A 21,309-nucleotide genomic window follows, 5' to 3' on the forward strand; every position below is an offset into this window, starting at 1 on the left:
CCAGGGTGCGCTCCTACGCCGGTTCGAAGTCCAGTGCCAGCGAGTTGATGCAGTAACGCAAGCCGGTGGGCCGCGGGCCGTCAGGGAACAGGTGGCCAAGATGCGAGCCGCAATGCGCGCACCGCACCTCGGTTCGATGCATCCCGTGACTTTCGTCGTCGTAGTTGGATACCGCGGCCGGGATCAATGGCTGCCAGAAGCTGGGCCATCCGGAACCGGAGTCGTACTTGCTGTCCGAACCGAACAAGGCGCTGCGGCAGGCCACGCACACATAGATTCCCTCGGCATGGTGGCGGTACCACTTGCCGCTGAAAGGCGGCTCGGTGGCCGAGCAACGACATACCGCGTACTGTTCGGGGCTCAAATCGGCACGCCACTCCGCTTCGCTCCTGACCAACCCGGGTTCGTTCATGACTGAATCCTCGTTGCCGGCGGCAGCCTCGCGTCTGCCTGACCTGGGGTGTTTCTGCTAGTTTTACCGACCTCACTGCCGCCGGGTTTCCATCGTGACGCGCAAGCTTCCTCCACGCCGCCTGCTGGCCGTTGCCGCCGCCCTTGCCCTGATCGGGGGCCCGGTCGAAGCCGGCAGCGCCGGGCCACACCGCGGCTACACGCTGGACGGCAGCGAGCCGGTTTGCCCGCTGGGTTCCTTCACCTGCCCGCCACGCCCGTACAACTACGTGATGTGCCGGCCCAACGCCATGCTGGAGTTCTACGACCCCACCCTGAGCAAGGACAACACCGTCCGCGACACGAGCAAGACCTACGTGTGGGCCAAGCACGTGGACAGCTCCGACCAGACGGTCTATCACCTGTCCGGCGACGTGCGCCTGGACAGGGCCGATCAACGGCTGCAGGCGGACACGGTTGACTACAACCAGGACACCGCCGACTACGATGCGCGCGGCAACGTGCGCTACCAGGACTACGCGCAGCTGATGTCCGCCACGCATGCGCGGGGCAACGACGCCTCCGGCATCGGCATCGCCGACGACGTGCGCTACCAGATGCTGAATTCGCGGGGCAACGGCGTGGCCCGCCAAGGGCAGGAACTCGACGCCCAGCACACCCGTTACACCCAGGCCACCTACTCCACCTGCGACATCGGCCACCACCTCTGGGAATTCCAGGGCAAGACCATCACCGTGGACAAGGTCAACGGCGTGGGCGTGGCGCGCGACGCGACCTTCCGCGTCGGCAACGTGCCGCTGCTCTACCTGCCCTGGTTCAGCTTCCCGGTGGACAACCGGCGCAAGACCGGCTTCCTGTATCCGACCATCGGTCACAGCAGCCGCTCGGGCTTCTTCCTCAGCACGCCGTATTACCTGAACCTGGCGCCGAATTACGACGCCACGCTGGACCCGCGCATCTACACCACGCGCGGCTTCATGCTGGATACCGAATTCCGCTACCAGCTGCCTGGCAGCATCGGCACGATGGACGTGGAATACCTGCCGAACGACCATGGCCCGACCGATCCCGGCACCACCGCCAACACCGCGGGCACGAACCGCTACCGCTACACCATCAAGGACACCACCCACCTGTGGGGAAGCTGGAATTTCAGCACCTCGATCGACCGCAGCTCGGACAACAACTTCTTCTACGACTTCGGCAATCAGATGGGCGGCACGCCGATCTACATCCTTACGTCCACTGCCCAGGTCACCGGCGGCGGCAGGTGGGGTGATGTGCTCTGGAACACCTCGGTGGGCGGCACCGCTTACCAGAACATGAACCCGTTCCTCAACGACGCGTCGCTGCCTTACCGGCAGTTGCCGTACGGCAATTTCAACCTCGACTGGCCGATCAACAACTGGCTGGAATTCGGCATGACCAATCAGTTCGTGGCGTTCCGCAAGCCGGGCTACGTGGAAGGCAGCCGCGAAGACCTGCAGCCCTACCTCTCCGCCGACTTCGGTACCTCCGCCTGGTTCGTTCGCCCGCGCGTAGAATGGCGCTATACCGACTACCAGCTCAGCCCCGGCTACCAGCAGTACGGCTACTCCGGCCTGCTGGGCAGCGGCACGGCCACACCGTTCACGCAGCAATCGCCCAGCCGTTCGCTGCCCATCGTCAGCGTGGACAGCGGCCTGGTATTCGACCGCAATACGTCGCTGTTCGGCGAAGACTACACGCAGACGCTTGAGCCACGGCTGTACTACCTGTACGTGCCATACCGCAATCAGGACAACCTGCCGCTATTCGACAGCAGCCTGATGACGTTCGACTACTGGCAGCTGTTCTCGACCAACCAGTTCGCTGGCGCGGATCGCCAGATGAACGCGAACAACCTCACCGCGGCCATCACCACCCGCCTGCTCGACGACAGCGGTGTGGAACGGCTGTCGGCCAGCTTCGGCCAGATCCGCTACTTCACCCCGCAAGAAGTGCAGATGCCGAACAGTACGAACACCGTGTCGCCGGCCACCGACTGGAGCGGATCGGCCTACGTGGCCCAATTGAACCTGCAGCTCAACGACCGCTGGCGCGCCAGCAGTTCCTACCAGTGGGATCCGAACACCCGCAATACCGACATGGCCATGTTCCAGTTGCAGGGACGGTTGGGCCTCGACGGCATCGTCAACTTCGCCTACATCTACCGCACCGGGCTGATGGAACAATACAGCGTCTCGGCGGTCTACCCCGTGTCCGATCGCTGGCGCCTGATCGGCGCCTGGACGTATGCGGAACCGGTCAAGGGCGTGGTCAACCCGCTGAAGGGCACCATCGAGGCCTTGGCCGGCGTGGAATACGACAGTTGCTGCGTCACCCTGCGACTGGTCGATCGCAGTTACGTGAACCAGGGTTACTACGGCGTCGCCGCCCCCATCACGGGGACTCCAGGCAACCTGCGCGACAACGCCATCATGTTCGAAGTCATCTTCAAGGGCCTGGGCTCGACCAGCAGCCAGATCGACCCGCTACTGCGCCGTGATATTCTCGGCTATCAATAATCCGCTGTATCTCACTCTTGGCTGCTCCCTGATGAAGCGTTTTCTCGCCCCGCTCCTGTCCACCCTCGTGTTCGCGCTCGCATTGCCCGCGCAAGCCCAATTGCTGCCCAACGCCGGCGCTGGTGCACCCGTGTCCTCGAACACACTGGACCGCATCGTGGCGGTGGTGAACGAAGATGTGGTCCTGCAGAGTGAACTGGACAACGCGGTGCGTTCCGTCCAGCAGCAATACGCCAGCCAGCCCGGCCAGCTGCCGCCGCTGAACGTGCTGCAGCAGCAGGTGCTGGATCGCCTGATCCTGATGAAGCTGCAATTGCAGAAGGCCGACGACCAGGGTGTGCACGTCTCCGACGCGCAGGTCGACCAGGCCGTGGCCCAGGTGGCCCAGCAGAACAAGATGAGTCCCGACCAGTTGCGCTCCGAAGTCGAGCACACCGGGCAGGACTTCGGCTCCTTCCGCCAGCAGCTGGCCGACCAGCTCACCGTGCAGCAGCTGCATCAGAGCGTGGTGCACGACTCGGTGTCGGTCACCGACAGCGAGATCGACAACCTGCTCAACAGCCCCACGTACAAGGCTGGCGAGATCCACCTGGCACACATCCAGATCAGCATTCCCAGCGGTGCCGACGCTGCCGCAATCCAGGCCGCTGCAGCCAAGGCCGAACAGGCGCTCGATGCGATCAAGGGCGGCATAGACTTCCACGCCGCAGCGATCCGCTACTCCGACGCACCCGACGCACTGGATGGCGGCGACCTCGGCTGGCGCCGCATGGACGAAATCCCGCCTGCCTTCGCCGACACCGTGGCCAATATGAAGTCCGGCGACGTCAGCTCCGCGTTGCGCGGCCCTACCGGCTTCCACATCATCAAGCTGGTCGGCCAGCGCGAACCGTCCAAGCAGATCGTCACCGAGTACCACGCGCGCCAGATCCTGCTCAAGCCGAGCGAACTGATGACGGCCGACCAGGTCGAGCAGAAGGCGCAGGAGCTGTACGACCAGATCGCCAACAAGCACGCGGACTTCGCCAAGCTGGCCAAGGACAACTCCAAGGACGACACCACCGCCAACGTCGGCGGCGACATGGGCTGGTTCGCGCAACAGGCATGGGGTGCCGCCGTGGCGCAGCAGCTCAGCCAGCTGAAGGACAACGAGGTCTCGAAGCCGTTCCAGGCCGGCGACGGCAACTGGGACATCCTGCAGTTGCTGGGTACGCGCCAGAGCGACCTCACCAGCCAGATGGCACGCGACCAGGCTCGCCAGGCCATCGGCAACCGCAAGGCCGAGCAGGCCTACGAGGACTTCCTGCGCGACCTGCGCGCGAACGCCTACATCCAGGTGCTGGTGCCCGAGCTGCGCGACGACACCAACACGCCGGCCGGGGCCGGAAAGACCTCCTGACCGGGAGCCACGGGCATGACCCTCCCGCGGCTCGCCGTCACTGCTGGTGAGCCGGCTGGCGTCGGCCCGGAATTGATCGCTCAACTGGCTGCCACGCCGCTGGCAGCCGACCTGGTGGCAATCACCGACCGTGATCTGCTCGTCCGGGCCGCTGCACGATGTGACTTGCGCATCACCCTGGCCGATGACGACGGCTCGCCCCGCGAGCAACGGACTCCCGGCAGCCTGCGCGTGCGCCATGTGCCGCTGGGCGCCGAGGAAATCCCCGGCCGGCCCGACCCGCGCAACGCGGACCACGTGCTCGCCACGCTGACCGAGGCCGCCAATGGTTGCACGGCAGGCCGCTACGCCGCCGTGGTTACCGCACCGTTGCAGAAGGCCGCGATCAACGAGGCCGGAATCCGTTTCAGCGGCCATACCGAATTCTTCGCCGAGCACGCCCACGCCAACGTGGTCATGATGCTGGCCAGCCCCGAACTGCGGGTGGCGCTGGCCACCACCCACCTGCCGCTGGGCGCGGTGCCAGCCGCCATCACGCGCACATCGCTGGAGCGCACGCTGCGTATCCTGCACGCGGAGCTGCGCGGGAAGTTCGACATTGCCGCACCGCGCATCGCCGTGCTGGGTCTCAACCCGCACGCGGGCGAAAGTGGCCATCTTGGCCGCGAGGAACTGGACACCATCATCCCGCTGCTCGATAGGCTGCGCGCCGAAGGCATGATGTTGATCGGCCCGCTGCCCGCCGACACCGCCTTCGTGCCCGCGCAGCGCGCGCGCTACGACGCCGTGCTGGCGATGTACCACGACCAGGCCCTGCCGGTGCTCAAGAGCGAGGCCTTCGACCGCACCGTCAACCTTACCCTTGGGCTGCCCTTCATCCGCACCTCGGTCGACCATGGCACCGCGCTGGATCTTGCCGGCACGGGTCGCGCCGACCCGTCCAGCCTGATCGCCGCAGCGAACATGGCATTGGAACTCGTGGCGCGCCGCGGCACTCATCTATCCTCTTCCCCTTGGGGAGAGGAACGAGGTGAGGGGCCAATCTTGCGAAAAACGCCATGAACCACACCCCCGCCCGCCCCAAGAAAAGCTTCGGCCAACACTTCCTGCACGACCGTCGCTACATCGACGACATCGTCCGCGCCATTGCGCCACGTGCCGGCGATTTCCTGGTGGAAATCGGCCCTGGCGAGGGTGCGCTCACGCTGCCGCTGCTGGCGTCCGCGGGTTCGCTCACCGCCATCGAGCTGGACACCGACCTGATCCCTGCGCTGAAAGAGCGCGCGGCCAGCGTGGGCGAACTGGCGGTGATCCACGCCGACGTACTCAAGGTGGATTTCGCCGCGCTGGCACACCGCCATGGCGTGGAACGCCTGCGCATCGCCGGCAACCTGCCCTACTACATCTCCAGCCCCATCCTGTTCCACTGCGTCGAGCATGCGTCCGCCATCGAAGACATGCACTTCATGCTGCAGAAGGAAGTGGTGGACCGCATGGCCGCCGACCCTGGCAGCAAGGTCTACGGGCGCCTGTCGGTGATGTTGCAACTGGCCTGTCGCGTGGTGCCGCTGTTCGAGGTGCCCCCGGAAGCGTTTCGGCCGCCCCCGAAGGTGGACTCCGCGGTGGTGCGCGTGGTACCGCTGGCCCCGCACGAACGCCACGATGCCGACCCCGCGCTCCTGCACGACGTGGTGAAGGCCGCCTTCGGTCAGCGTCGCAAGACACTGGCCAATGCGCTCCGGCAACTGCTCGATGCCGAAGCGATCCGCGATGCGGACGTGGATCCCAGGGCGCGCGCCGAAACCCTTGCGCCGGAAGATTTCGTGCGATTGGCGAAACGCCTCGCCATGCGCTGAGCCGCCTGCTCGCTGCGCGAACCGGCGTTCGCCCTTACAATTGCCGCATGAGCGAAAACAATCCCTACACGATCGACGTGCAGGTCAGCACCCGTTTCGTCCCCGACCAGTCCCGCCCCGACGACAACCGCTATGCGTTTGCCTACACCATCATCCTGCGCAACACCGGCGATGTGCCAGCACAGTTGCTGACCAGGCATTGGGTCATCACCGACGCCAACGGCAAGGTGGAAGAGGTGCGCGGCGACGGCGTGGTGGGCGAACAGCCATGGATGCGCCCGGGCGACGATTACGAATACACCTCCGGCGCAGTGCTGGAAACGCCAGTGGGCATCATGGGCGGCAGTTACCAGATGCTGGCCGACGACGGCACCCGCTTCGACGCGCCGATCCCGCCGTTCACGCTCGCCATACCGCGCACGTTGCACTGATGGCCACTTACGCGATCGGCGACGTGCAGGGCTGCTACCCGGAACTGCGGCGCCTGCTCGACAAGCTGCATTTCGACCCGGCGGCCGACAAACTGTGGTTCTGCGGCGACCTGGTGAACCGCGGCGGCGAATCGCTGGCCACGCTGCGGTTGATCCACGGTCTGCGCGAACACTGCATCGTCACCCTGGGCAACCACGACCTCAGCCTCCTGGCGATCGCGCTGCGCAAACCCGAGGCGCAGGCCAAGGTGAATGCCGAGTTGCGCGAAGTGCTGTTCGCCGAAGACGCGCCCGTGCTGTTCGACTGGCTGCGCTCGCAAAAACTGCTGCATCACGACGAGCAGCTCGGCTGGACGATGATCCACGCCGGCCTCGCACCTACGTGGACCCTGCGCCAGGCGCAGAAGGCCGCGCAGGAGGTGGAGCGCGAGCTCTCCAGCCCGCGTCACCCACGCATCCTGCGCAACCTGTTCGGCAACCGACCGGCTGGTTGGTCGAGCCGCCTGCAAGGGCTGGATCGCCATCGCGCCACCATCAATCTGCTGACCCGCATGCGCTACTGCGACGTCAACGGCCGTATCGACTTCGAGAGCAAGGATATGCCGGGCACGCAGCGACCCGGACTGTATCCGTGGTTCGAGGTACCGGGGATGCGTCGCCGCGAGACGCGCATCGTCTGCGGGCACTGGTCCGCGCTCGGCCGCTTCGCGGGCCTCGGCGTGTTTGCCATCGACACCGGCTGCGTGTGGGGCGGCCAGCTCACCGCACTGCGGCTGGACGGCGAGGAGCCGCAATACATCACCGTCGCCGCCGAGCCGCACCGCAAGCGCATACCTGGCGCGGACTGATCGCGTGCTAGCTTGACGACTCCCTCCTCAGGAGTCGTCGCAATGGAACACCAAGGCACCGTAGCCCGGCAGTTCGGATCGCAGGCGCAGGCTTATCTGGCCAGCTCCGTGCATGCACAGGGCCGCGACCTTGGCCAGCTCGCCGAGCTCGCCGCGCGCGTGGCCGCCAACGGCGCGGCGCTCGATCTCGGTTGCGGTGCGGGCCATGCCAGCTTCGCGATGGCGCCGTACGCCGCGGAGGTTGTGGCTTACGACCTTTCGCACGGCATGCTTGATGTGGTGACCCAAGCAGCCGCTGCACGGGGCCTGGCATCCGTGCGCGTACAGCACGGCCCTGCCGAACGGTTGCCGTTCGCCGACGGCAGCTTCGACCTCGTAGCCAGTCGCTACAGCGCCCATCACTGGAACGATCCCGCGGCTGCACTGCGCGAAGCCGCGCGCGTGCTCGCACCCGGCGGTACCTTGTGCCTGATCGACGTGGTAGGTCCACAAGGCCCGCATGCGCCTTTGCTGGACAGCCACTTGCAGACGCTGGAACTGTTGCGCGACACCTCGCATGTGCGCGACTACAGTCGCGCCGAATGGCGCGCCATGCTCGCCGACGCCGGCTTCGCATTGCAGGACGAACACGACTGGCGGCTGGACATCGGCTTCTCCAGTTGGCTGGCGCGCATGCGCACCCCGCCTGTGCTGGAGGCAGCGATCCGGCAATTGCTCGCCCATGCACCCGACGAGGTGCTTGCCCATTACCAGGTCGATCCGGCGACGCTGGACTTCAAGCTCGAATCGGCGATGTTCGTGGCGGCACGGACGAACTGACCTCTACCGTAGATCAGCAATGAAAAACGGCCGGGTCGCCCCGGCCGTTTTCTTCATGTCCGCCTTTGGTCAGTTCAACTGGCCATGGCAATGCTTGTATTTCTTGCCCGATCCGCAGGGACAGGGATCGTTGCGGCCCACGCGCGGCCCGTCGGGCTGCTGCGGTTGCATGGCACCGGCCGGATCGGCCCCCAGCGCCAACATATCGGGGGCACCACCGCCGCTGGCCATCATCTGGCGCTGCAGGCGCTCGGCGAGGCGCTGCTGTTCGGCCTCCATCGCAGCGACTTCCTCTTCGCTGCGGATGCGGATGCGTGCCAGCATCTGCACCACTTCGCCCTTGATGCGATCGAGCATTTCCGAGAACAGGCCGAACGATTCGCGCTTGAAGGCCTGCTTGGGATCCTGCTGCGCATAGCCCACCAGATAGATGCCCTGGCGCAGGTAGTCCATATTTGCCAGATGCTCCTTCCAGGCGTTGTCCACCACGGTGAGCATGATGTGCTTTTCCAGCGCGCGCATGGTTTCGGCGCCGATCTGCGCCTCCTTGGCCTGGAACAGCTCGTCCACGCCTTCGCGCACGTGTTCGAGGATCATCCCCGCATCGACTTCCTTCTGCTGCTCCAGCCAGTGCGGCAGATCCAGCGAGAGGCCGAACTTGCCTTCCAGCTCGCGGTCGAGAGCGGGGACATCCCATTGCTCGTCGATGCTGTCCGGTGGCACATGGCCGCGCACGATGCTCTCGACCACGTCGTGGCGGACATCGGCCACAGTGGCGGAAACATCTTCGCCTTCCAGCAGTTCGTCGCGCTGGCGGTAGATCACCTTGCGCTGGTCATTGGCGACGTCGTCGAATTCGAGCAGGTGCTTGCGGATGTCGAAGTTGTGCTGCTCGACCTTGCGCTGCGCCTTCTCGATCTGGCGGCTGATCATGCGGTCTTCCAGCGCGTCGTTTTCCTTCATGCCGAAGCGCTTCATCCAGCGGATCAGGCCCTCACCGCCAAAGATACGCAGCAGGTTGTCCTCCAGCGACAGGAAGAAGCGCGAGGAGCCCGGGTCGCCCTGGCGGCCGGAACGGCCGCGCAGCTGGTTGTCGATGCGGCGCGACTCGTGGCGTTCGGTGCCGATGATGTGCAGGCCGCCGGCAGCGAGCACCTGCTCGTGCAGCTTCTTCCAGTCGGCCTTGACGCGGGCGCGGTCGATCTCTGAGGCCTCTGCCGGCAACGCCGCCAGCGCAGCCTCCAGGCTGCCGCCGAGCACGATGTCGGTGCCGCGACCAGCCATGTTGGTGGCGATGGTGACTGCGCCCGGTGCGCCGGCCTGCGCCACGATGTGCGCCTCGCGCTCGTGCTGTTTGGCGTTGAGCACCTCGTGCGGGATTTTCTGCGCACGCAACTGGCCGGACAGCAGCTCGGACACCTCGATCGAGGTGGTGCCCACCAGCACGGGCTGGCCGCGCTTGTGGCAGTCCTTGATGTCCTCGATCACCGAGTTGTACTTGGCTTGCTGGCCGAGGAAGACCAGGTCCGCGTTGTCCTTGCGGATCATCGGCTTGTGGGTGGGGATCACCACCACTTCCAGGCCGTAGATGCTCTGGAACTCGAACGCCTCGGTGTCGGCCGTGCCGGTCATGCCGGCCAGCTTCTTGTACATGCGGAACAGATTCTGGAAGGTCACCGTGGCCAGCGTCTGGTTCTCGCGCTGGATCGGCACACCCTCCTTCGCCTCCACTGCCTGGTGCAGGCCATCCGACCAGCGGCGGCCCGGCAGGGTGCGGCCGGTAAATTCGTCGACGATGATCACCTCGCCGTCGCGCACGATGTAGTCCACGTCGCGCTGGTAGATCGCGTTGGCGCGCAGCGCAGCGTTGAGGTGGTGCACTACGGCAAGGTTCTTGGAGTCGTACAGGCCGCTGTCTTCGCTGATGACGCCGGCTTCGCGCAGCAGCTCGTCGGCGTGCTGCATGCCGTCCTCGGAAAGGTGCACCTGCTTTTGCTTTTCGTCGACCCAGAAGTCGCCCTCGCCCTCCTCTTCCTTCTGGCGGACCATGCGCGGCACGATCTTGTTCACCGCGATATAGAGTTGCGGCGAATCCTCGGCCGGCCCGGAAATGATCAGCGGTGTACGCGCCTCGTCGATCAGGATCGAGTCCACTTCGTCGACGATGGCGTAGTTGAGGCCGCGCTGGTAGCGCTGCTCCTTGCTGAGCGCCATGTTGTCGCGCAGGTAGTCGAAGCCGAATTCGTTGTTGGTGCCGTAGGTGATGTCGGCGGCGTAGGCCTTGTGCTTGTCCGCGTGATCCATACCCGGCCACACCACGTCGGTGGTAAGGCCGAGGAAGCTGTACAGCTTGCCCATCTGCGCCGAGTCGCGGCGGGCGAGGTAGTCGTTCACGGTGACCACGTGCACGCCCTTGCCTGCCAGCGCATTGAGGTACACCGGCAGCGTGCCCACCAGGGTCTTGCCCTCGCCGGTACGCATCTCGGCGATCTTGCCCTGGTGCAGCACCATGCCACCGATCATCTGCACGTCGTAGTGACGCATGCCCAGCACGCGCTTGGCACCTTCGCGCACCACCGCGAAAGCCTCCGGCAGCAGCTTGTCCAACGATTCCCCGTCGGCGACGCGCTGCTTGAACTCCGCGGTCTTGCCGCGCAGTGCTTCATCGCTCAACTTCTCGAATTCGGGTTCCAGCGCATTGATGCGCACCACGATGCGCGACAGCTGGCGCAGCACGCGGTCGTTGCGGCTGCCAAAAATGCTGGTGAGGACGCGATTAAACATCGATCTTCCGAATGGCGTGGACAAAAGGTTGCGCCTTGGCGCAAACCAAACGGGCATGGTACTACACGGGCCCGGGTGGCATGCGCGGTGGCCGTCCCGGCATGGCGGCGGCGGCGCACGGATTCAAGAGCATGGGACGGGTATCATCAGCGCATCGTTCCCTCCTGGAGCCACCGGCCCATGTCCCGCGCCGCCCCATCCCGTGGTCCGCAAGCTCTCGAAGCCTGCGGATCCTTCGCAAGCCTTGCCAACAAGGCCGCTGCGCTGGACGCGATGGACCGTGCGCTGCGCCAGACCCTGCCGTTGCCACTGCGCGAAGAGGTGCGCTTTGCCAACCTGCGCGGCGGGCGCCTGTTGTTCCTCGCCAGTTCGCCTGCCTGGGCCACACGGCTGCGCCTGCTGCAGGCGCAGATTCTCGCCGCGGCACGAAGCCTGGATATCCGCGCCGAAACCATCGGCATCAAGGTGAGCCCGCTGCCGCACATCGAGCCCGAGCCCGAACGCATGCGTACACTGTCGCCATCGGCAGCCGGTCACCTGCGCGCCGCGGCTGCGGCTACGGCCGATCCCGAATGGAAGGAGTTGTTCGGCAAGCTGGCAAGGCTGGCCAAGCCTGGCGAATGATTTTTCGACCATCCCTGAGCGCATGGAGCAAATGGGAGGCCATGCATGGCATATAGCCTTGCGATCGTCCTGATCGCGAGGATCGAACGGGCGGCCATCCATGGCCGTACTCTTCAACAAGTGCTTCCCAGACAAAAAAAAGCCGCCGCATTGTGGGATGCGGCGGCTTTGCTTCTTGTCCGTTGACTGTTGCGATGCGCGCTATCAGATCGCCTGCGCGGGATGCGCGTAGGAGATCGGCGAAGTGGCCGGATCGTCCTGGTAGCTGGCCTCTTCCCAGGCCGAGGCATCGGCCATCAAGGTGCGCAGCAGCTTGTTGTTGAGCTCGTGGCCGGACTTGTGCGCACTGTAGGCACCGATCAGGCTATGGCCGAGCAGGTAGAGATCGCCGATGGCATCGAGGATCTTGTGCTTGACGAACTCGTCCTCGTAGCGGAGGCCGTCCTCGTTGAGCACCCGGTAGTCGTCCAGCACCACGGCGTTGTCCATCGAGCCGCCCAGCGCAAGGTTGTGTTCGCGCAGCATCTCGATGTCGCGCATGAAGCCGAAGGTGCGCGCGCGGCTCACTTCCTTCACGAACGAGGTGGTGGAGAAGTCGATCTCGGCGCGCGAGGTGCGCTTGCTGATGATCGGATGGTTGAATTCGATCGAGAAGCCGACCTTGAATCCGTCGAACGGCTCGAAGCTGGCCCACTTGTCGCCTTCCTGCACCTTCACCGGCTTCTTGATGCGGATGAAGCGCTTGGCGACGTTCTGCTCCTCGATGCCTGCGGACTGCAGGAGGAACACGAAGGGACCCGCGCTGCCGTCCATGATGGGAACTTCGGGAGCCGACAAATCCACGTAGGCATTGTCGATGCCGAGGCCCGCCATTGCCGAGAGCAGATGCTCGACCGTGGCAACACGCACGTCGCCGTTGACCAGCGTGGTGGAGAGCCGGGTGTCGCCCACATTGTCGTGGCGTGCGCGAATATCCACCGGCGGATTGAGATCCGTGCGGCGGAACACGATGCCGGTGTTGGGTGCGGCAGGGCGCAAGGTCATGTACACCTTGTCGCCGGTGTGCAAGCCCACGCCGGTGGCGCGGATGATGTTCTTGAGCGTGCGCTGCTTGATCATTGTCGTTGGTACCTGCCAAAGAGCAGCCAATTCGGTGGCGGATGCTAACACAGTTTTAACCAGCTGCAATAGCAAACCGTACCGTACAGTCTGGTCGAGTCATCGCGCATCCCCATCCCGAGGCGCGCTTCACGAAACATGTCCAGCCACACCATGGGCATGGATGCGACACGCCACCCCGGTCCGGGACGGGAATTCCGGCACCGGGGCAACGGATCGACCAATCCGGGCTTTCGCCCGGGGCAGCGGATCATGCGCATCCCTGTCGCACTGTCTGGCAGGGTCCAGCCCCAAACGCATCACTTTGCCATTCGCTTACAGCCATGGCGCCATGTCAAGCCTGGACCCACCTTTCACGTTTCAGCTCTGACCAATTCGGCAGGCGTTCGTTCAACTCCTTATTAACAAGCCATTGGCGCCCGATACAGGCGCCTGTGCTTCAGTCGGCCTGACGACGCAGGAAAGCCGGAATGTCCAGGTAGTCCAGCCCGTTGTCCTGGCCCTTGGCCGGCGCTTCGCTGCGCGGATTGGCGCTGAACACCGGTTCCGGCTGGGCATAATCGACCACTTCGTTGCCGGTGCCGGTACGCAACACCACCGGGCGCGGGCGCTGGCGCATCTCGACCTGCCGGGCCTCCACCGCACGCACGCTCTGGCGTGCCGGGGCGCGGTTGAGGCCGGTGGCGACCACGGTCACGCGCACTTCGTCCTTCAGCTCCGGATCGAGCGAGGTGCCGATCACCACGGTGGCATCTTCGCTGGCGAAGTCGTTGATGACGCGGCCGATCTCGTCGAACTCGCGCATGGTGAGGTTGGGACCGGCGGTGACGTTGACCAGGATGCCGCAGGCGCCGTTGAGGTTGACGTCTTCCAGCAGCGGGTTCTTGATCGCCTGCTCCGCCGCGGCCTGGGCGCGGTCATCGCCACTGGCGACGCCGGTGCCCATCATGGCGAGGCCCATTTCGCTCATCACGGTGCGCACGTCGGCGAAGTCGACGTTGATCAGGCCCGGCGCAGTGATGAGGTCGGCGATGCCCTGCACCGCACCCTGCAGCACGTTGTTGGCGGCCTTGAACGCGTTGACGAGGGTGACTTCGCGGCCCAACACACTGATCAGCTTCTCGTTCGGCACGGTGATCAGCGAGTCGACGTGCTGCGAGAGGTCTTCGATGCCCTTCTGGGCGACCTGCATGCGGCGGCGGCCTTCGAACGGGAACGGCTTGGTGACCACGGCCACGGTGAGGATGCCCTTCTCCTTGGCCAGCTGCGCCACCACCGGCGCGGCGCCAGTGCCGGTGCCGCCGCCCATGCCGGCGGTGATGAACACCATGTCGGCGCCTTCCAGCATCGCCTCGATGCGCTCGCGATCCTCCAGCGCGGCCTGACGGCCGACCTCGGGATTGGCACCCGCGCCCAGGCCCTTGGTGACATTGGAACCCAGCTGCAGGTGGGTGCGCGAGTTGCAACTGCTCATCGCCTGCGCGTCGGTGTTGGCGACGATGAACTCCACGCCTTCGATGTTGGCGTTGATCATGTGCGCCACGGCATTGCCGCCACCGCCGCCGACGCCGATGACCTTGATGACTGCATTTGGTGCGAGTTTCTCGATCAGTTCAAACATTTCCCGTCCTCCAGAGTTGTTGTCGTTGTAACCATGGATGCAACTCCTGTTGCTCCATGGTGGTGGGCGGCTGACCTGCCGCCCGCGGCCCCGCTTCCTGCGTTGCCAAAACTTCGCCCTTCCAGCGGATGCCTACCGGCGCCGCGCTAGAAGTTCTTCTTGAACCAACTGCTCCACTTGCCGAGCACGCCGCCGACCTGGCCGAGCGAGCTGCCGCCGCCGCGCACCGGCGCGTTGTGGCGCGAGGCGTGCAGCAGCAAGCCGGCGCCAGTGGAATACAGCGGACTGGCGATGACTTCGCCGAGGCCGCTGATTTCCTGCGGCACGCCGAGGCGCACCATCTTGTGGAAGATCTCCTCGGCCAGTTCCAGCGCACCTTCCATCTGCGCGGCGCCGCCCGTGAGCACGACGCCGGCCGCCACCAGGCTGTCGTAGCCAGAGCTGCGTAGCTTGTCCTGCACCATCTCGAAGATTTCCTCGTAGCGCGCCTGCACGCTCTGCGCCAGCGCCTGCCGCGCCAGACGGCGCGGCGGGCGGTCGCCCACGCTGGGCACCTGGATGGTTTCGTCGGCATGCGCCAGCCCGGTCAGCGCGCAGGCGTACTTGATCTTGATCTCCTCCGCGTGCGCGGTCGGCGTCTGCACCGCATAGGTGATGTCGCCGGTGATCTGGTCGCCGCCGATCGGCAGCGAGGCGGTGTAGCGGATCGAACCCTGCGTGTAGATCGCGATGTCGGTGGTGCCGGCACCGATGTCGACCAGGCACACGCCGAGCTCGCGCTCGTCGGGCGTGAGCACCGCCCGCGCACTGGCCAGTGCGGATGGCACCAGTTCATCCACCGACAGGCCGCAGCGCTGGATGGACTTGGTGATGTTCTGCACCGCCGCCGCCGCACCGGTGACCAGGTGCACGTTCGCCTCCAGCCGCACGCCGCTCATGCCGACCGGCGAACGGATGCCGTCCTGGCCGTCGATGCGGTATTCCTGCGACTCCTTGTAGAGCACCTTGCGGTCGGCTGGGATCGCCACCGCGCTGGCGGCCTCCAGCACCTGGTCGAGGTCGTCCGCGGTCACCTCGCGCTCGCGGATCGCCGCGTTGCCGTGCGAGTTGCGGGTTTCCAGGTGGCTGCCGGAGATCGAGGCGGTGACGGCGCGGATGTCGCAGCCGGCCATCAGCTCCGCCTGTTGCACGGCCTGCTGGATCGAGTGCACGGTGGATTCGATGTCCACCACCATGCCCTTGCGCAGGCCGCGCGAGACATGGGTGCCCATGCCGATCACGGTGATTTCCTCACCCGGTTCGTATTCGCCCACGATGGCGGTCACCTTCGAGGTGCCGATATCGAGGCCCACCACCAGTTGCTTGTCGTTGCGAGTCTTCATGGGCATGGCGTTCTCAGGAGCGTCGCGTGGTGGCGGGCTTGGCGACGGCGGGTGCCTGTTCCGGCCAGCGCACGGCGAAACCGTTGGTGTAGCGAAGGTCGGCGTAGACGAAACCGTCGGTGTGGCCAGCCATCATTTGCGGGTAGACATCCAGGAAGCGGCGCAGGCGGTCGCCGGCAAGGTCGCGGTCGCCGATCACGATGCGTGCGCCGCTGGTCGTGGTTACGCTCCAGCTGCCGCGCGCGGTCAGCGCCACGCCGTTGATCGAGAGATGCGTCCCGGCGAAGGCCTTGCCCACGTCGGCGTAGAAGCTCACCACTTCGGCAAGCCGTTCGTCCGGTCCTTGCAGATCCGGCAACGTGGCGGCGTCGGCGGCATCGATCGGCGCGTCGAACACCTTGCCCTGCCGGCTGATGAGCTGCTTTTCGTTCCAGCGCGCAAACGGCTGGCGCTCGATCACGCGCAGCTGCAGAGTGTCCGGCCAGCGCTTGCGTGCTTCCACCGACTCCACCCAGGGCAGCGCCGCCACGGCCTGCTGCACGCCGTCGAGGTTCAGCGCGAAGAAGCCCTTACCGAGACGCGGCAGCACCGCGGCGCGGATCTGCTCCATACCTACGTGCTTGAACTCGCCCTGCACGGTGAGTTGCGTCACCGGCCAGCGGTTGACCGCGAACCAGCCGTTCAGCACGCCCACGACAGGCAGCGCCAGCAAGGCAGCGACCAGGCACCAGACGACGGGGCGAACGCCTCCCCTCATGTGCCCTCCCGGAAGCTGGTTTCGAGCACGCGCCAGCACAGCGCCCCGTAGTCGATGCCCGCGGTGCGCGCGGCCTTGGGCACCAGCGAGTGCGAGGTCATGCCCGGGGCGGTATTCACTTCCAGCAGCCAGTTGCGCCCTTGGCGGTCACGCATCACGTCCACGCGCCCCCAGCCCGCGCAGCCCAGCGCATCGAACGCGGCCAGCGCCAGCGCGCGCAGCTCGTTCTCGGCATCGCCCTGCAGGCCGGGGCACAGGTACTGCGTGTCCTCGGCGACGTACTTCGCGTTGTAGTCGTAGAACGCGCCCTTCGGCACGATGTGGATCGAAGGCAGCACTTCGCGACCGAGGATGCCGACGGTGAGCTCGTCGCCCTCGATGAGCGTCTCCATCAGCAGGTCGCCGGGATACTTCGCTGCCAGTTCGACGGCGCTGTCCAGCTGCGCCTCCTCGAACACGCGGGTGACGCCCACACTGGAACCCTCGCAGGCCGGCTTCACGATCAGCGGGAAGCCGATCTCGCGGGCCGCCACATGCACTGCCGCGGCATCGCCGCCCCGCGGCAACGCCACGAACTTCGGCGTGGGCAGGCCCAGCGACTGCCACACGCGCTTGGAGCGCGTCTTGTCCATCGAGAGCGCCGAGCCGAGCACGCCCGAACCGGTGTACGGCACATTGAGCGATTCCAGCGCGCCCTGCAGCACGCCGTCCTCGCCGCCGCCATGCTGGCCGTGCAGGATGTTGAACACGCGCGCGAAATGGCCGGCGCGCAGTGCGTCCAGCAAGGCCGGAATGCCGTCGATCGAATGCGCATCGACGCCGCGCGCCCTCAGCGCCGCCAGCACGTTGCGGCCGGAGTCCAGCGACACCTCGCGCTCGGCCGAACTGCCGCCCATCACCACCGCGACGCGGCCGAACTCGGCGGGATTGGAGATACGGGTTTCGGACTTCGTTGCCATCACGCGGCGCCCTTGGTCTTGAGTTGGCCCAGCTGCGCCAGTTCCACCGCCGCGGCACCGATGTCGCCGGCGCCGAGCAGCAGCAGCAGGTCGCCGTCGCGCAGCAGCGCCGGCAGGGTTTCCTTCAGTTCGCGCGGGTGCTCGACCAGCACCGGATCGACCTTGCCGCGCGCGCGCACCGCACGTGCCAGCGCGCGGCCATCGGCACCGGCGATGGGCGCTTCGCCTGCCGGATAGACCTCGGTCAGCACCAGCACATCGACCTCGGCCAGCACGTTGGCGAAGTCGTCCAGCAGGTCACGCGTGCGGCTGTAGCGGTGCGGCTGGAAACCGACCACGAGACGGCGCTCCGGCCAGCCGCCGCGTGCCGCGGCGAATACCGCGGCAAGTTCGCTGGGATGGTGGCCATAGTCGTCCACCAGCAATGCGGAACCCTTGTCCAATGCCAACTCACCACGGCGATGGAAGCGCCGGCCGACGCCCTGGAAGTTCGCCAGCGCGCGTGCAATCGCCTCTGCTCCCACCCCGAGTTGCCAGCCGATGCTGGCGGCAGCCAATGCGTTAAGCACGTTGTGCCGGCCCGGCAGGTTCAGCGTCACCGGCACTGCGGCAGCGTTGCCGGGCAGATGCAGGTCGAAGTGCATCTGAAAGCCCTGCTGGCGCACGTTGGAAGCGCGCACGTCGGCATCTGCGCTGGCGACACCATAGGTCATCACGCGGCGCGTGGTGGTCTTCGCCAGTTCGGCCACTTCGGCGTCGTCCACGCACAGCACGGCCAGGCCGTAGAACGGCAGGCGATGCAGAAAATCGGCAAAGGCCTTCTTCACCTCGGCGAAGTCGCCGTGGTAGTTCTCGAGATGGTCGGCGTCGATGTTGGTGATCGCAGCGATCACCGGCGACAGCAGCAGGAAGGAGCCGTCCGACTCGTCGGCTTCCGCCACAAGGTACTGCCCAGTGCCCAGGCGGGCATTCGCACCCGCGGCATTGAGCTGGCCGCCGATCACGAAGGTCGGGTCATAGTTGGCCTCGGCCAGCACGCTGGCAACCAGGCTGGTCGTCGTCGTCTTGCCGTGCGTACCGGCGATGGCCACGCCGCGACGGAAACGCATCAGCTCGCCCAACATTTCCGCACGGGGAATCACCGGTATGCGCGCGGCGCGCGCGGCGAGCAGCTCGGGGTTGTCCTCGCGGATCGCGCTGGAGGTCACTACCACATCGGCGTCGCCCACGTTCGCGGCATCGTGGCCCACGTGCACCACGAGACCCAGTTGCGCGAGACGCTGCGCGGTCGGCGAGTTCGATTTGTCCGAACCCGACACCGCATAGCCAAGGTTGTGCAGCACTTCGGCGATGCCGCTCATGCCGACGCCGCCGATGCCGATGAAGTGCACGCGGCGGAAGGTGGTCATCAAATCCTCATGCGCGAGCAGGCGGCGCGGCGTCATGCGGCCACCTCCACGCAGGCGCGGGCGATGGCGGCTGCCGCGTCGGGCTTGGCGAGCGTGCGCGCGGCATCGGCCATGGCCAGCAATTGCGCGCGGTCGGCGAGCAGCGTGTCCAGACGCTGCGCGAGTCGTTCGATGTTCAAATCGCGTTCCTGGATCAGTTCCGCCGCACCAGCGGCGAGCAGCGCTTCGGCATTGCGGGTCTGGTGGTCGTCCACCGCGTGCGGGAACGGCACCAGCACGGCGCCCAAGCCGGCTGCGGTGAGTTCGGCGAGGGTGAGCGCACCGGCACGGCAAACCGCGAGATCGGCCCATGCGTAAGTGCCCGCCATGTCTTCGATGAAAGGCACCACCTGCGCGTCGATGCCCGCCTTGGCGTAGGCCTCGCGCGCTTCGTCGATACCGCGGTTGCCGCATTGATGCAACACCTCGGGACGTCGCTCCGGCGGCATCAGCGCCAGCGCTTGCGGCAGCGCAAGGTTCAGCGCACGCGCACCAAGGCTGCCGCCCAGCACCAGCAGGCGACCACGGCCCGTTCGCTCCGCGAAGCGCTGTGCCGGCGGCATCAACGCGGCGATCGCGCTGCGCACCGGATTGCCCACCCATTCCGCATCCGGCAATGCGTCGGCAAAGCCAGCCAGCACGCGCTGCGCGCGCGTGGCGAGCTTGCGATTGGTGAAACCGGCTACGCGATTCTGCTCGTGCACCAGCAAGGGACGGTGCAGCAGATGTGCAGCCAAGCCGCCCGGACCGGCCACGTAGCCGCCCATGGACAACACACTGCGCGGCTTCAGCTTGCGCAGCACGACCAAGGCGGACAGCAACGCGCGCGCCAGCATCAATGGCGCCGCCAGGCGCGTCTTCCAGCCCTTGCCGCGCAGGCCGCCCACGCGGATCTCGTGCAGTTCGATGCCGTGCGCCGGCACCACTTTCGTTTCCATGCCGCCGGCCGCGCCCAGCCACGCCACCGGCACGCCCTGCGCGCGCAGGGCTTCGGCCACCGCAAGGCCGGGAAAAATGTGGCCGCCGGTGCCGCCGGCCATGATCAGCACTGGGCGCGTGTTGGCGCTCATGCCGCCACCGCCTCGTGCTGGCGCATCGCGTCATTCGCATCCGCAGCCGCCACTGCTTCCGGCATGCGCTTGGCCATTTGCCGCGCGTCGAGCGCGCGATTGATTTCCCAGGTCGCGCGCAGCAATACGCCGGCCATCGCGCAGGTCAACGCCATCGACGAGCCGCCGTAGCTGATCAGCGGCAGGGTGAGGCCCTTGGTCGGCAATGCGCCGAGGTTCACGCCCACCGACACAATGGCCTGCATCGCCAGCATCAGCGAGACGCCGAAGGCCACGTAGCCGGCGAAGCGCTGGCCTACCTCGACGCCCTTCAAGCCCATCGCCAGGCCACGCCCCACCGCCAGCGCGAACAGGCCCATCACCAGCACGATGCCGATCAAGCCAAGCTCCTCGCCGATCACTGCGAAGATGAAGTCGGTGTGGGCTTCCGGCAGGTAGGAAAGTTTGAGCACGCTGGAGCCCAGTCCGACGCCCGTCCATTCGCCGCGGCCGATCGCCATCAGCGACTGGGTGAGCTGGAAGCCGTCGGTGAACGGGTGCTCCCATGGGTTCATGAACGACGTGAGGCGCTTCATGCGGTAGCTCTCGCCGGTGGCCGCCATGTAAAGCAGCGGCATCAGCGGCAGACCCATTCCGCACAGGTAGATCGGTCGCGCACCGCCGAGCCACACCATCCCGATGGTCACCGTGATCACCAGCATGGCGGAGCCGAAGTCCGGCTGCGCCAGCAGCAACAGCACGAGCATGCCGGCCACCATGATCGGCTTTATCAGACCCAGGAATTCCGTCTCGATGCTGTCGCGCCGGCGCACCAGATAGCTGGCGAGGTACACCACCAGGATCAGCTTCACCGCCTCCACCGGCTGGAAGCTGGTCACGAACAGGTTCAACCAGCGCCGCGCGCCGTTGATGCGCATGCCGAAGTGCGGAATGAACACCGCCAGCAGCAGCGCGAACGCCAGCGCCAGCAGCGGGAAGGCATTCTTCTCCAGCAACTTGAGCTCGGTGCGCATCGCCACGCCGGCCGCCAGCACGCCCAGCGAGAGGAACAGCAGATCCTTCTTCAGGTAATAGAAGGCACCCATGTTGCTGCTGTCGGCCACTGCGATGGAGCTGGAAGTCACCATCACCAGGCCGACGCTGGCCAGTCCGATCAGCGCAACCAGCAGCCACGGATCGAAGCTGCCGCGCGGGCCCTGCCGCTTGACCGCCTGCGATGTGCCGAAACCGAACAT

The 21,309-nt window shown here is 66.1% G+C and carries 19 protein-coding genes; 9 read left to right on the forward strand and 10 right to left on the reverse strand.

Features of this window, described 5'->3' with window-relative positions; genetic code table 11:
* Positions 1–13: 13 nt before the first annotated feature.
* Entirely contained in the window at positions 14–412 is a 399-nt protein-coding gene (gene msrB / locus ISP25_RS10515) for a peptide-methionine (R)-S-oxide reductase MsrB (RefSeq protein WP_404613716.1), read from the reverse strand.
* Between the two features lie 94 nt (positions 413–506).
* Here msrB and ISP25_RS10520 point away from each other — a divergent pair, with 94 nt between their 5' ends.
* The 7 genes from ISP25_RS10520 to ISP25_RS10550 are packed head-to-tail and all read left to right on the forward strand — an operon-like array spanning position 507 to position 8,310.
* Complete coding sequence (locus tag ISP25_RS10520) at positions 507–2,957, forward strand: LPS-assembly protein LptD (RefSeq protein WP_404613718.1); 2,451 nt, start codon at positions 507–509, stop codon at positions 2,955–2,957.
* Between the two features lie 31 nt (positions 2,958–2,988).
* Positions 2,989–4,356 (forward strand): peptidylprolyl isomerase, encoded by a 1,368-nt coding sequence (locus ISP25_RS10525; RefSeq protein WP_404613720.1) that lies wholly within the window; start codon positions 2,989–2,991, stop codon positions 4,354–4,356.
* 15 nt (positions 4,357–4,371) lie between these two features.
* A complete protein-coding gene (pdxA, locus tag ISP25_RS10530) occupies positions 4,372–5,418 on the forward strand; it encodes a 4-hydroxythreonine-4-phosphate dehydrogenase PdxA (protein ID WP_404613724.1) in 1,047 nt (348 codons plus the stop codon).
* Positions 5,415–6,212 carry a 16S rRNA (adenine(1518)-N(6)/adenine(1519)-N(6))-dimethyltransferase RsmA gene (rsmA, locus tag ISP25_RS10535; protein ID WP_192158857.1) on the forward strand — a complete coding sequence of 266 codons (798 nt, stop codon included), beginning with the start codon at positions 5,415–5,417 and terminating at the stop codon, positions 6,210–6,212. The genes pdxA and rsmA overlap by 4 nt, the downstream gene beginning before the upstream one ends.
* Positions 6,213–6,259: 47 nt before the next feature.
* The gene (gene apaG / locus ISP25_RS10540; protein WP_192158855.1) at positions 6,260–6,643 is read left to right on the forward strand and encodes a Co2+/Mg2+ efflux protein ApaG; all 384 of its coding nucleotides are present in this window, start codon (positions 6,260–6,262) and stop codon (positions 6,641–6,643) included.
* The gene (locus tag ISP25_RS10545) at positions 6,643–7,491 is read left to right on the forward strand and encodes a symmetrical bis(5'-nucleosyl)-tetraphosphatase (RefSeq protein WP_404613726.1); all 849 of its coding nucleotides are present in this window, start codon (positions 6,643–6,645) and stop codon (positions 7,489–7,491) included. The genes apaG and ISP25_RS10545 overlap by 1 nt, the downstream gene beginning before the upstream one ends.
* 42 nt (positions 7,492–7,533) lie before the next feature.
* Positions 7,534–8,310 carry a class I SAM-dependent methyltransferase gene (locus ISP25_RS10550; RefSeq protein ID WP_404613728.1) on the forward strand — a complete coding sequence of 259 codons (777 nt, stop codon included), beginning with the start codon at positions 7,534–7,536 and terminating at the stop codon, positions 8,308–8,310.
* Between the two features lie 69 nt (positions 8,311–8,379).
* Here the strand turns inward: ISP25_RS10550 and secA are convergent, their stop codons facing one another.
* Positions 8,380–11,094, reverse strand: coding sequence for a preprotein translocase subunit SecA (gene secA / locus ISP25_RS10555; RefSeq protein ID WP_404613730.1), 2,715 nt, complete (start codon positions 11,092–11,094; stop codon positions 8,380–8,382).
* A gap of 180 nt (positions 11,095–11,274) precedes the next feature.
* Here secA and ISP25_RS10560 point away from each other — a divergent pair, with 180 nt between their 5' ends.
* Together ISP25_RS10560 and ISP25_RS10565 are read left to right on the forward strand one after the other, a co-directional pair.
* The gene (locus ISP25_RS10560) at positions 11,275–11,718 is read left to right on the forward strand and encodes a DUF721 domain-containing protein (protein ID WP_192158842.1); all 444 of its coding nucleotides are present in this window, start codon (positions 11,275–11,277) and stop codon (positions 11,716–11,718) included.
* A gap of 45 nt (positions 11,719–11,763) precedes the next feature.
* On the forward strand, positions 11,764–11,904 hold the full coding sequence (locus ISP25_RS10565; protein ID WP_404613732.1) for a hypothetical protein: 141 nt from the start codon (positions 11,764–11,766) through the stop codon (positions 11,902–11,904).
* A gap of 18 nt (positions 11,905–11,922) precedes the next feature.
* On the opposite strand, the gene lpxC is transcribed toward ISP25_RS10565, so the two are convergent.
* From lpxC to ftsW, 8 genes are all read right to left on the reverse strand, one after another.
* The gene (lpxC, locus tag ISP25_RS10570; RefSeq protein WP_192158840.1) at positions 11,923–12,837 is read right to left on the reverse strand and encodes a UDP-3-O-acyl-N-acetylglucosamine deacetylase; all 915 of its coding nucleotides are present in this window, start codon (positions 12,835–12,837) and stop codon (positions 11,923–11,925) included.
* Between the two features lie 439 nt (positions 12,838–13,276).
* Positions 13,277–14,458: a cell division protein FtsZ gene (gene ftsZ, locus ISP25_RS10575; RefSeq protein WP_192158838.1), complete on the reverse strand. Its 1,182-nt coding sequence runs from the start codon at positions 14,456–14,458 to the stop codon at positions 13,277–13,279.
* 146 nt (positions 14,459–14,604) lie between these two features.
* Complete coding sequence (gene ftsA, locus ISP25_RS10580; RefSeq protein ID WP_192158995.1) at positions 14,605–15,840, reverse strand: cell division protein FtsA; 1,236 nt, start codon at positions 15,838–15,840, stop codon at positions 14,605–14,607.
* 13 nt (positions 15,841–15,853) lie between these two features.
* On the reverse strand, positions 15,854–16,597 hold the full coding sequence (locus ISP25_RS10585) for a cell division protein FtsQ/DivIB (RefSeq protein WP_192158836.1): 744 nt from the start codon (positions 16,595–16,597) through the stop codon (positions 15,854–15,856).
* Positions 16,594–17,556: a D-alanine--D-alanine ligase gene (locus ISP25_RS10590; protein ID WP_404613735.1), complete on the reverse strand. Its 963-nt coding sequence runs from the start codon at positions 17,554–17,556 to the stop codon at positions 16,594–16,596. Before ISP25_RS10590 ends, ISP25_RS10585 begins: the two co-directional genes overlap by 4 nt.
* Positions 17,556–19,001: a UDP-N-acetylmuramate--L-alanine ligase gene (gene murC, locus ISP25_RS10595; RefSeq protein ID WP_404613737.1), complete on the reverse strand. Its 1,446-nt coding sequence runs from the start codon at positions 18,999–19,001 to the stop codon at positions 17,556–17,558. Before murC ends, ISP25_RS10590 begins: the two co-directional genes overlap by 1 nt.
* Entirely contained in the window at positions 18,998–20,074 is a 1,077-nt protein-coding gene (gene murG, locus ISP25_RS10600) for an undecaprenyldiphospho-muramoylpentapeptide beta-N-acetylglucosaminyltransferase (RefSeq protein ID WP_404613739.1), read from the reverse strand. The genes murC and murG overlap by 4 nt, the downstream gene beginning before the upstream one ends.
* The gene (gene ftsW / locus ISP25_RS10605; protein WP_404613741.1) at positions 20,071–21,309 is read right to left on the reverse strand and encodes a putative lipid II flippase FtsW; all 1,239 of its coding nucleotides are present in this window, start codon (positions 21,307–21,309) and stop codon (positions 20,071–20,073) included. The genes murG and ftsW overlap by 4 nt, the downstream gene beginning before the upstream one ends.

The sequence above is a fragment of the Rhodanobacter hydrolyticus genome (assembly GCF_044904645.1).

What these genes read in the sequence shown, in the direction of transcription:
- rsmA (WP_192158857.1), top strand. Translation starts at nt 5,415, where the DNA reads ATGAACCACACCCCCGCCCGCCCCAAGAAAAGCTTCGGCCAACACTTC.
- ISP25_RS10585 (WP_192158836.1), bottom strand. Translation starts at nt 16,597, where the DNA reads ATGAGGGGAGGCGTTCGCCCCGTCGTCTGGTGCCTGGTCGCTGCCTTG.
- ftsA (WP_192158995.1), bottom strand. Translation starts at nt 15,840, where the DNA reads ATGAAGACTCGCAACGACAAGCAACTGGTGGTGGGCCTCGATATCGGC.
- apaG (WP_192158855.1), top strand. Translation starts at nt 6,260, where the DNA reads ATGAGCGAAAACAATCCCTACACGATCGACGTGCAGGTCAGCACCCGT.
- ISP25_RS10545 (WP_404613726.1), top strand. Translation starts at nt 6,643, where the DNA reads ATGGCCACTTACGCGATCGGCGACGTGCAGGGCTGCTACCCGGAACTG.
- pdxA (WP_404613724.1), top strand. Translation starts at nt 4,372, where the DNA reads ATGACCCTCCCGCGGCTCGCCGTCACTGCTGGTGAGCCGGCTGGCGTC.
- msrB (WP_404613716.1), bottom strand. Translation starts at nt 412, where the DNA reads ATGAACGAACCCGGGTTGGTCAGGAGCGAAGCGGAGTGGCGTGCCGAT.
- lpxC (WP_192158840.1), bottom strand. Translation starts at nt 12,837, where the DNA reads ATGATCAAGCAGCGCACGCTCAAGAACATCATCCGCGCCACCGGCGTG.
- ISP25_RS10525 (WP_404613720.1), top strand. Translation starts at nt 2,989, where the DNA reads ATGAAGCGTTTTCTCGCCCCGCTCCTGTCCACCCTCGTGTTCGCGCTC.
- ISP25_RS10565 (WP_404613732.1), top strand. Translation starts at nt 11,764, where the DNA reads ATGGCATATAGCCTTGCGATCGTCCTGATCGCGAGGATCGAACGGGCG.
- secA (WP_404613730.1), bottom strand. Translation starts at nt 11,094, where the DNA reads ATGTTTAATCGCGTCCTCACCAGCATTTTTGGCAGCCGCAACGACCGC.
- ISP25_RS10550 (WP_404613728.1), top strand. Translation starts at nt 7,534, where the DNA reads ATGGAACACCAAGGCACCGTAGCCCGGCAGTTCGGATCGCAGGCGCAG.
- murC (WP_404613737.1), bottom strand. Translation starts at nt 19,001, where the DNA reads ATGACGCCGCGCCGCCTGCTCGCGCATGAGGATTTGATGACCACCTTC.
- ftsW (WP_404613741.1), bottom strand. Translation starts at nt 21,309, where the DNA reads ATGTTCGGTTTCGGCACATCGCAGGCGGTCAAGCGGCAGGGCCCGCGC.
- murG (WP_404613739.1), bottom strand. Translation starts at nt 20,074, where the DNA reads ATGAGCGCCAACACGCGCCCAGTGCTGATCATGGCCGGCGGCACCGGC.
- ISP25_RS10590 (WP_404613735.1), bottom strand. Translation starts at nt 17,556, where the DNA reads ATGGCAACGAAGTCCGAAACCCGTATCTCCAATCCCGCCGAGTTCGGC.
- ISP25_RS10560 (WP_192158842.1), top strand. Translation starts at nt 11,275, where the DNA reads ATGTCCCGCGCCGCCCCATCCCGTGGTCCGCAAGCTCTCGAAGCCTGC.
- ftsZ (WP_192158838.1), bottom strand. Translation starts at nt 14,458, where the DNA reads ATGTTTGAACTGATCGAGAAACTCGCACCAAATGCAGTCATCAAGGTC.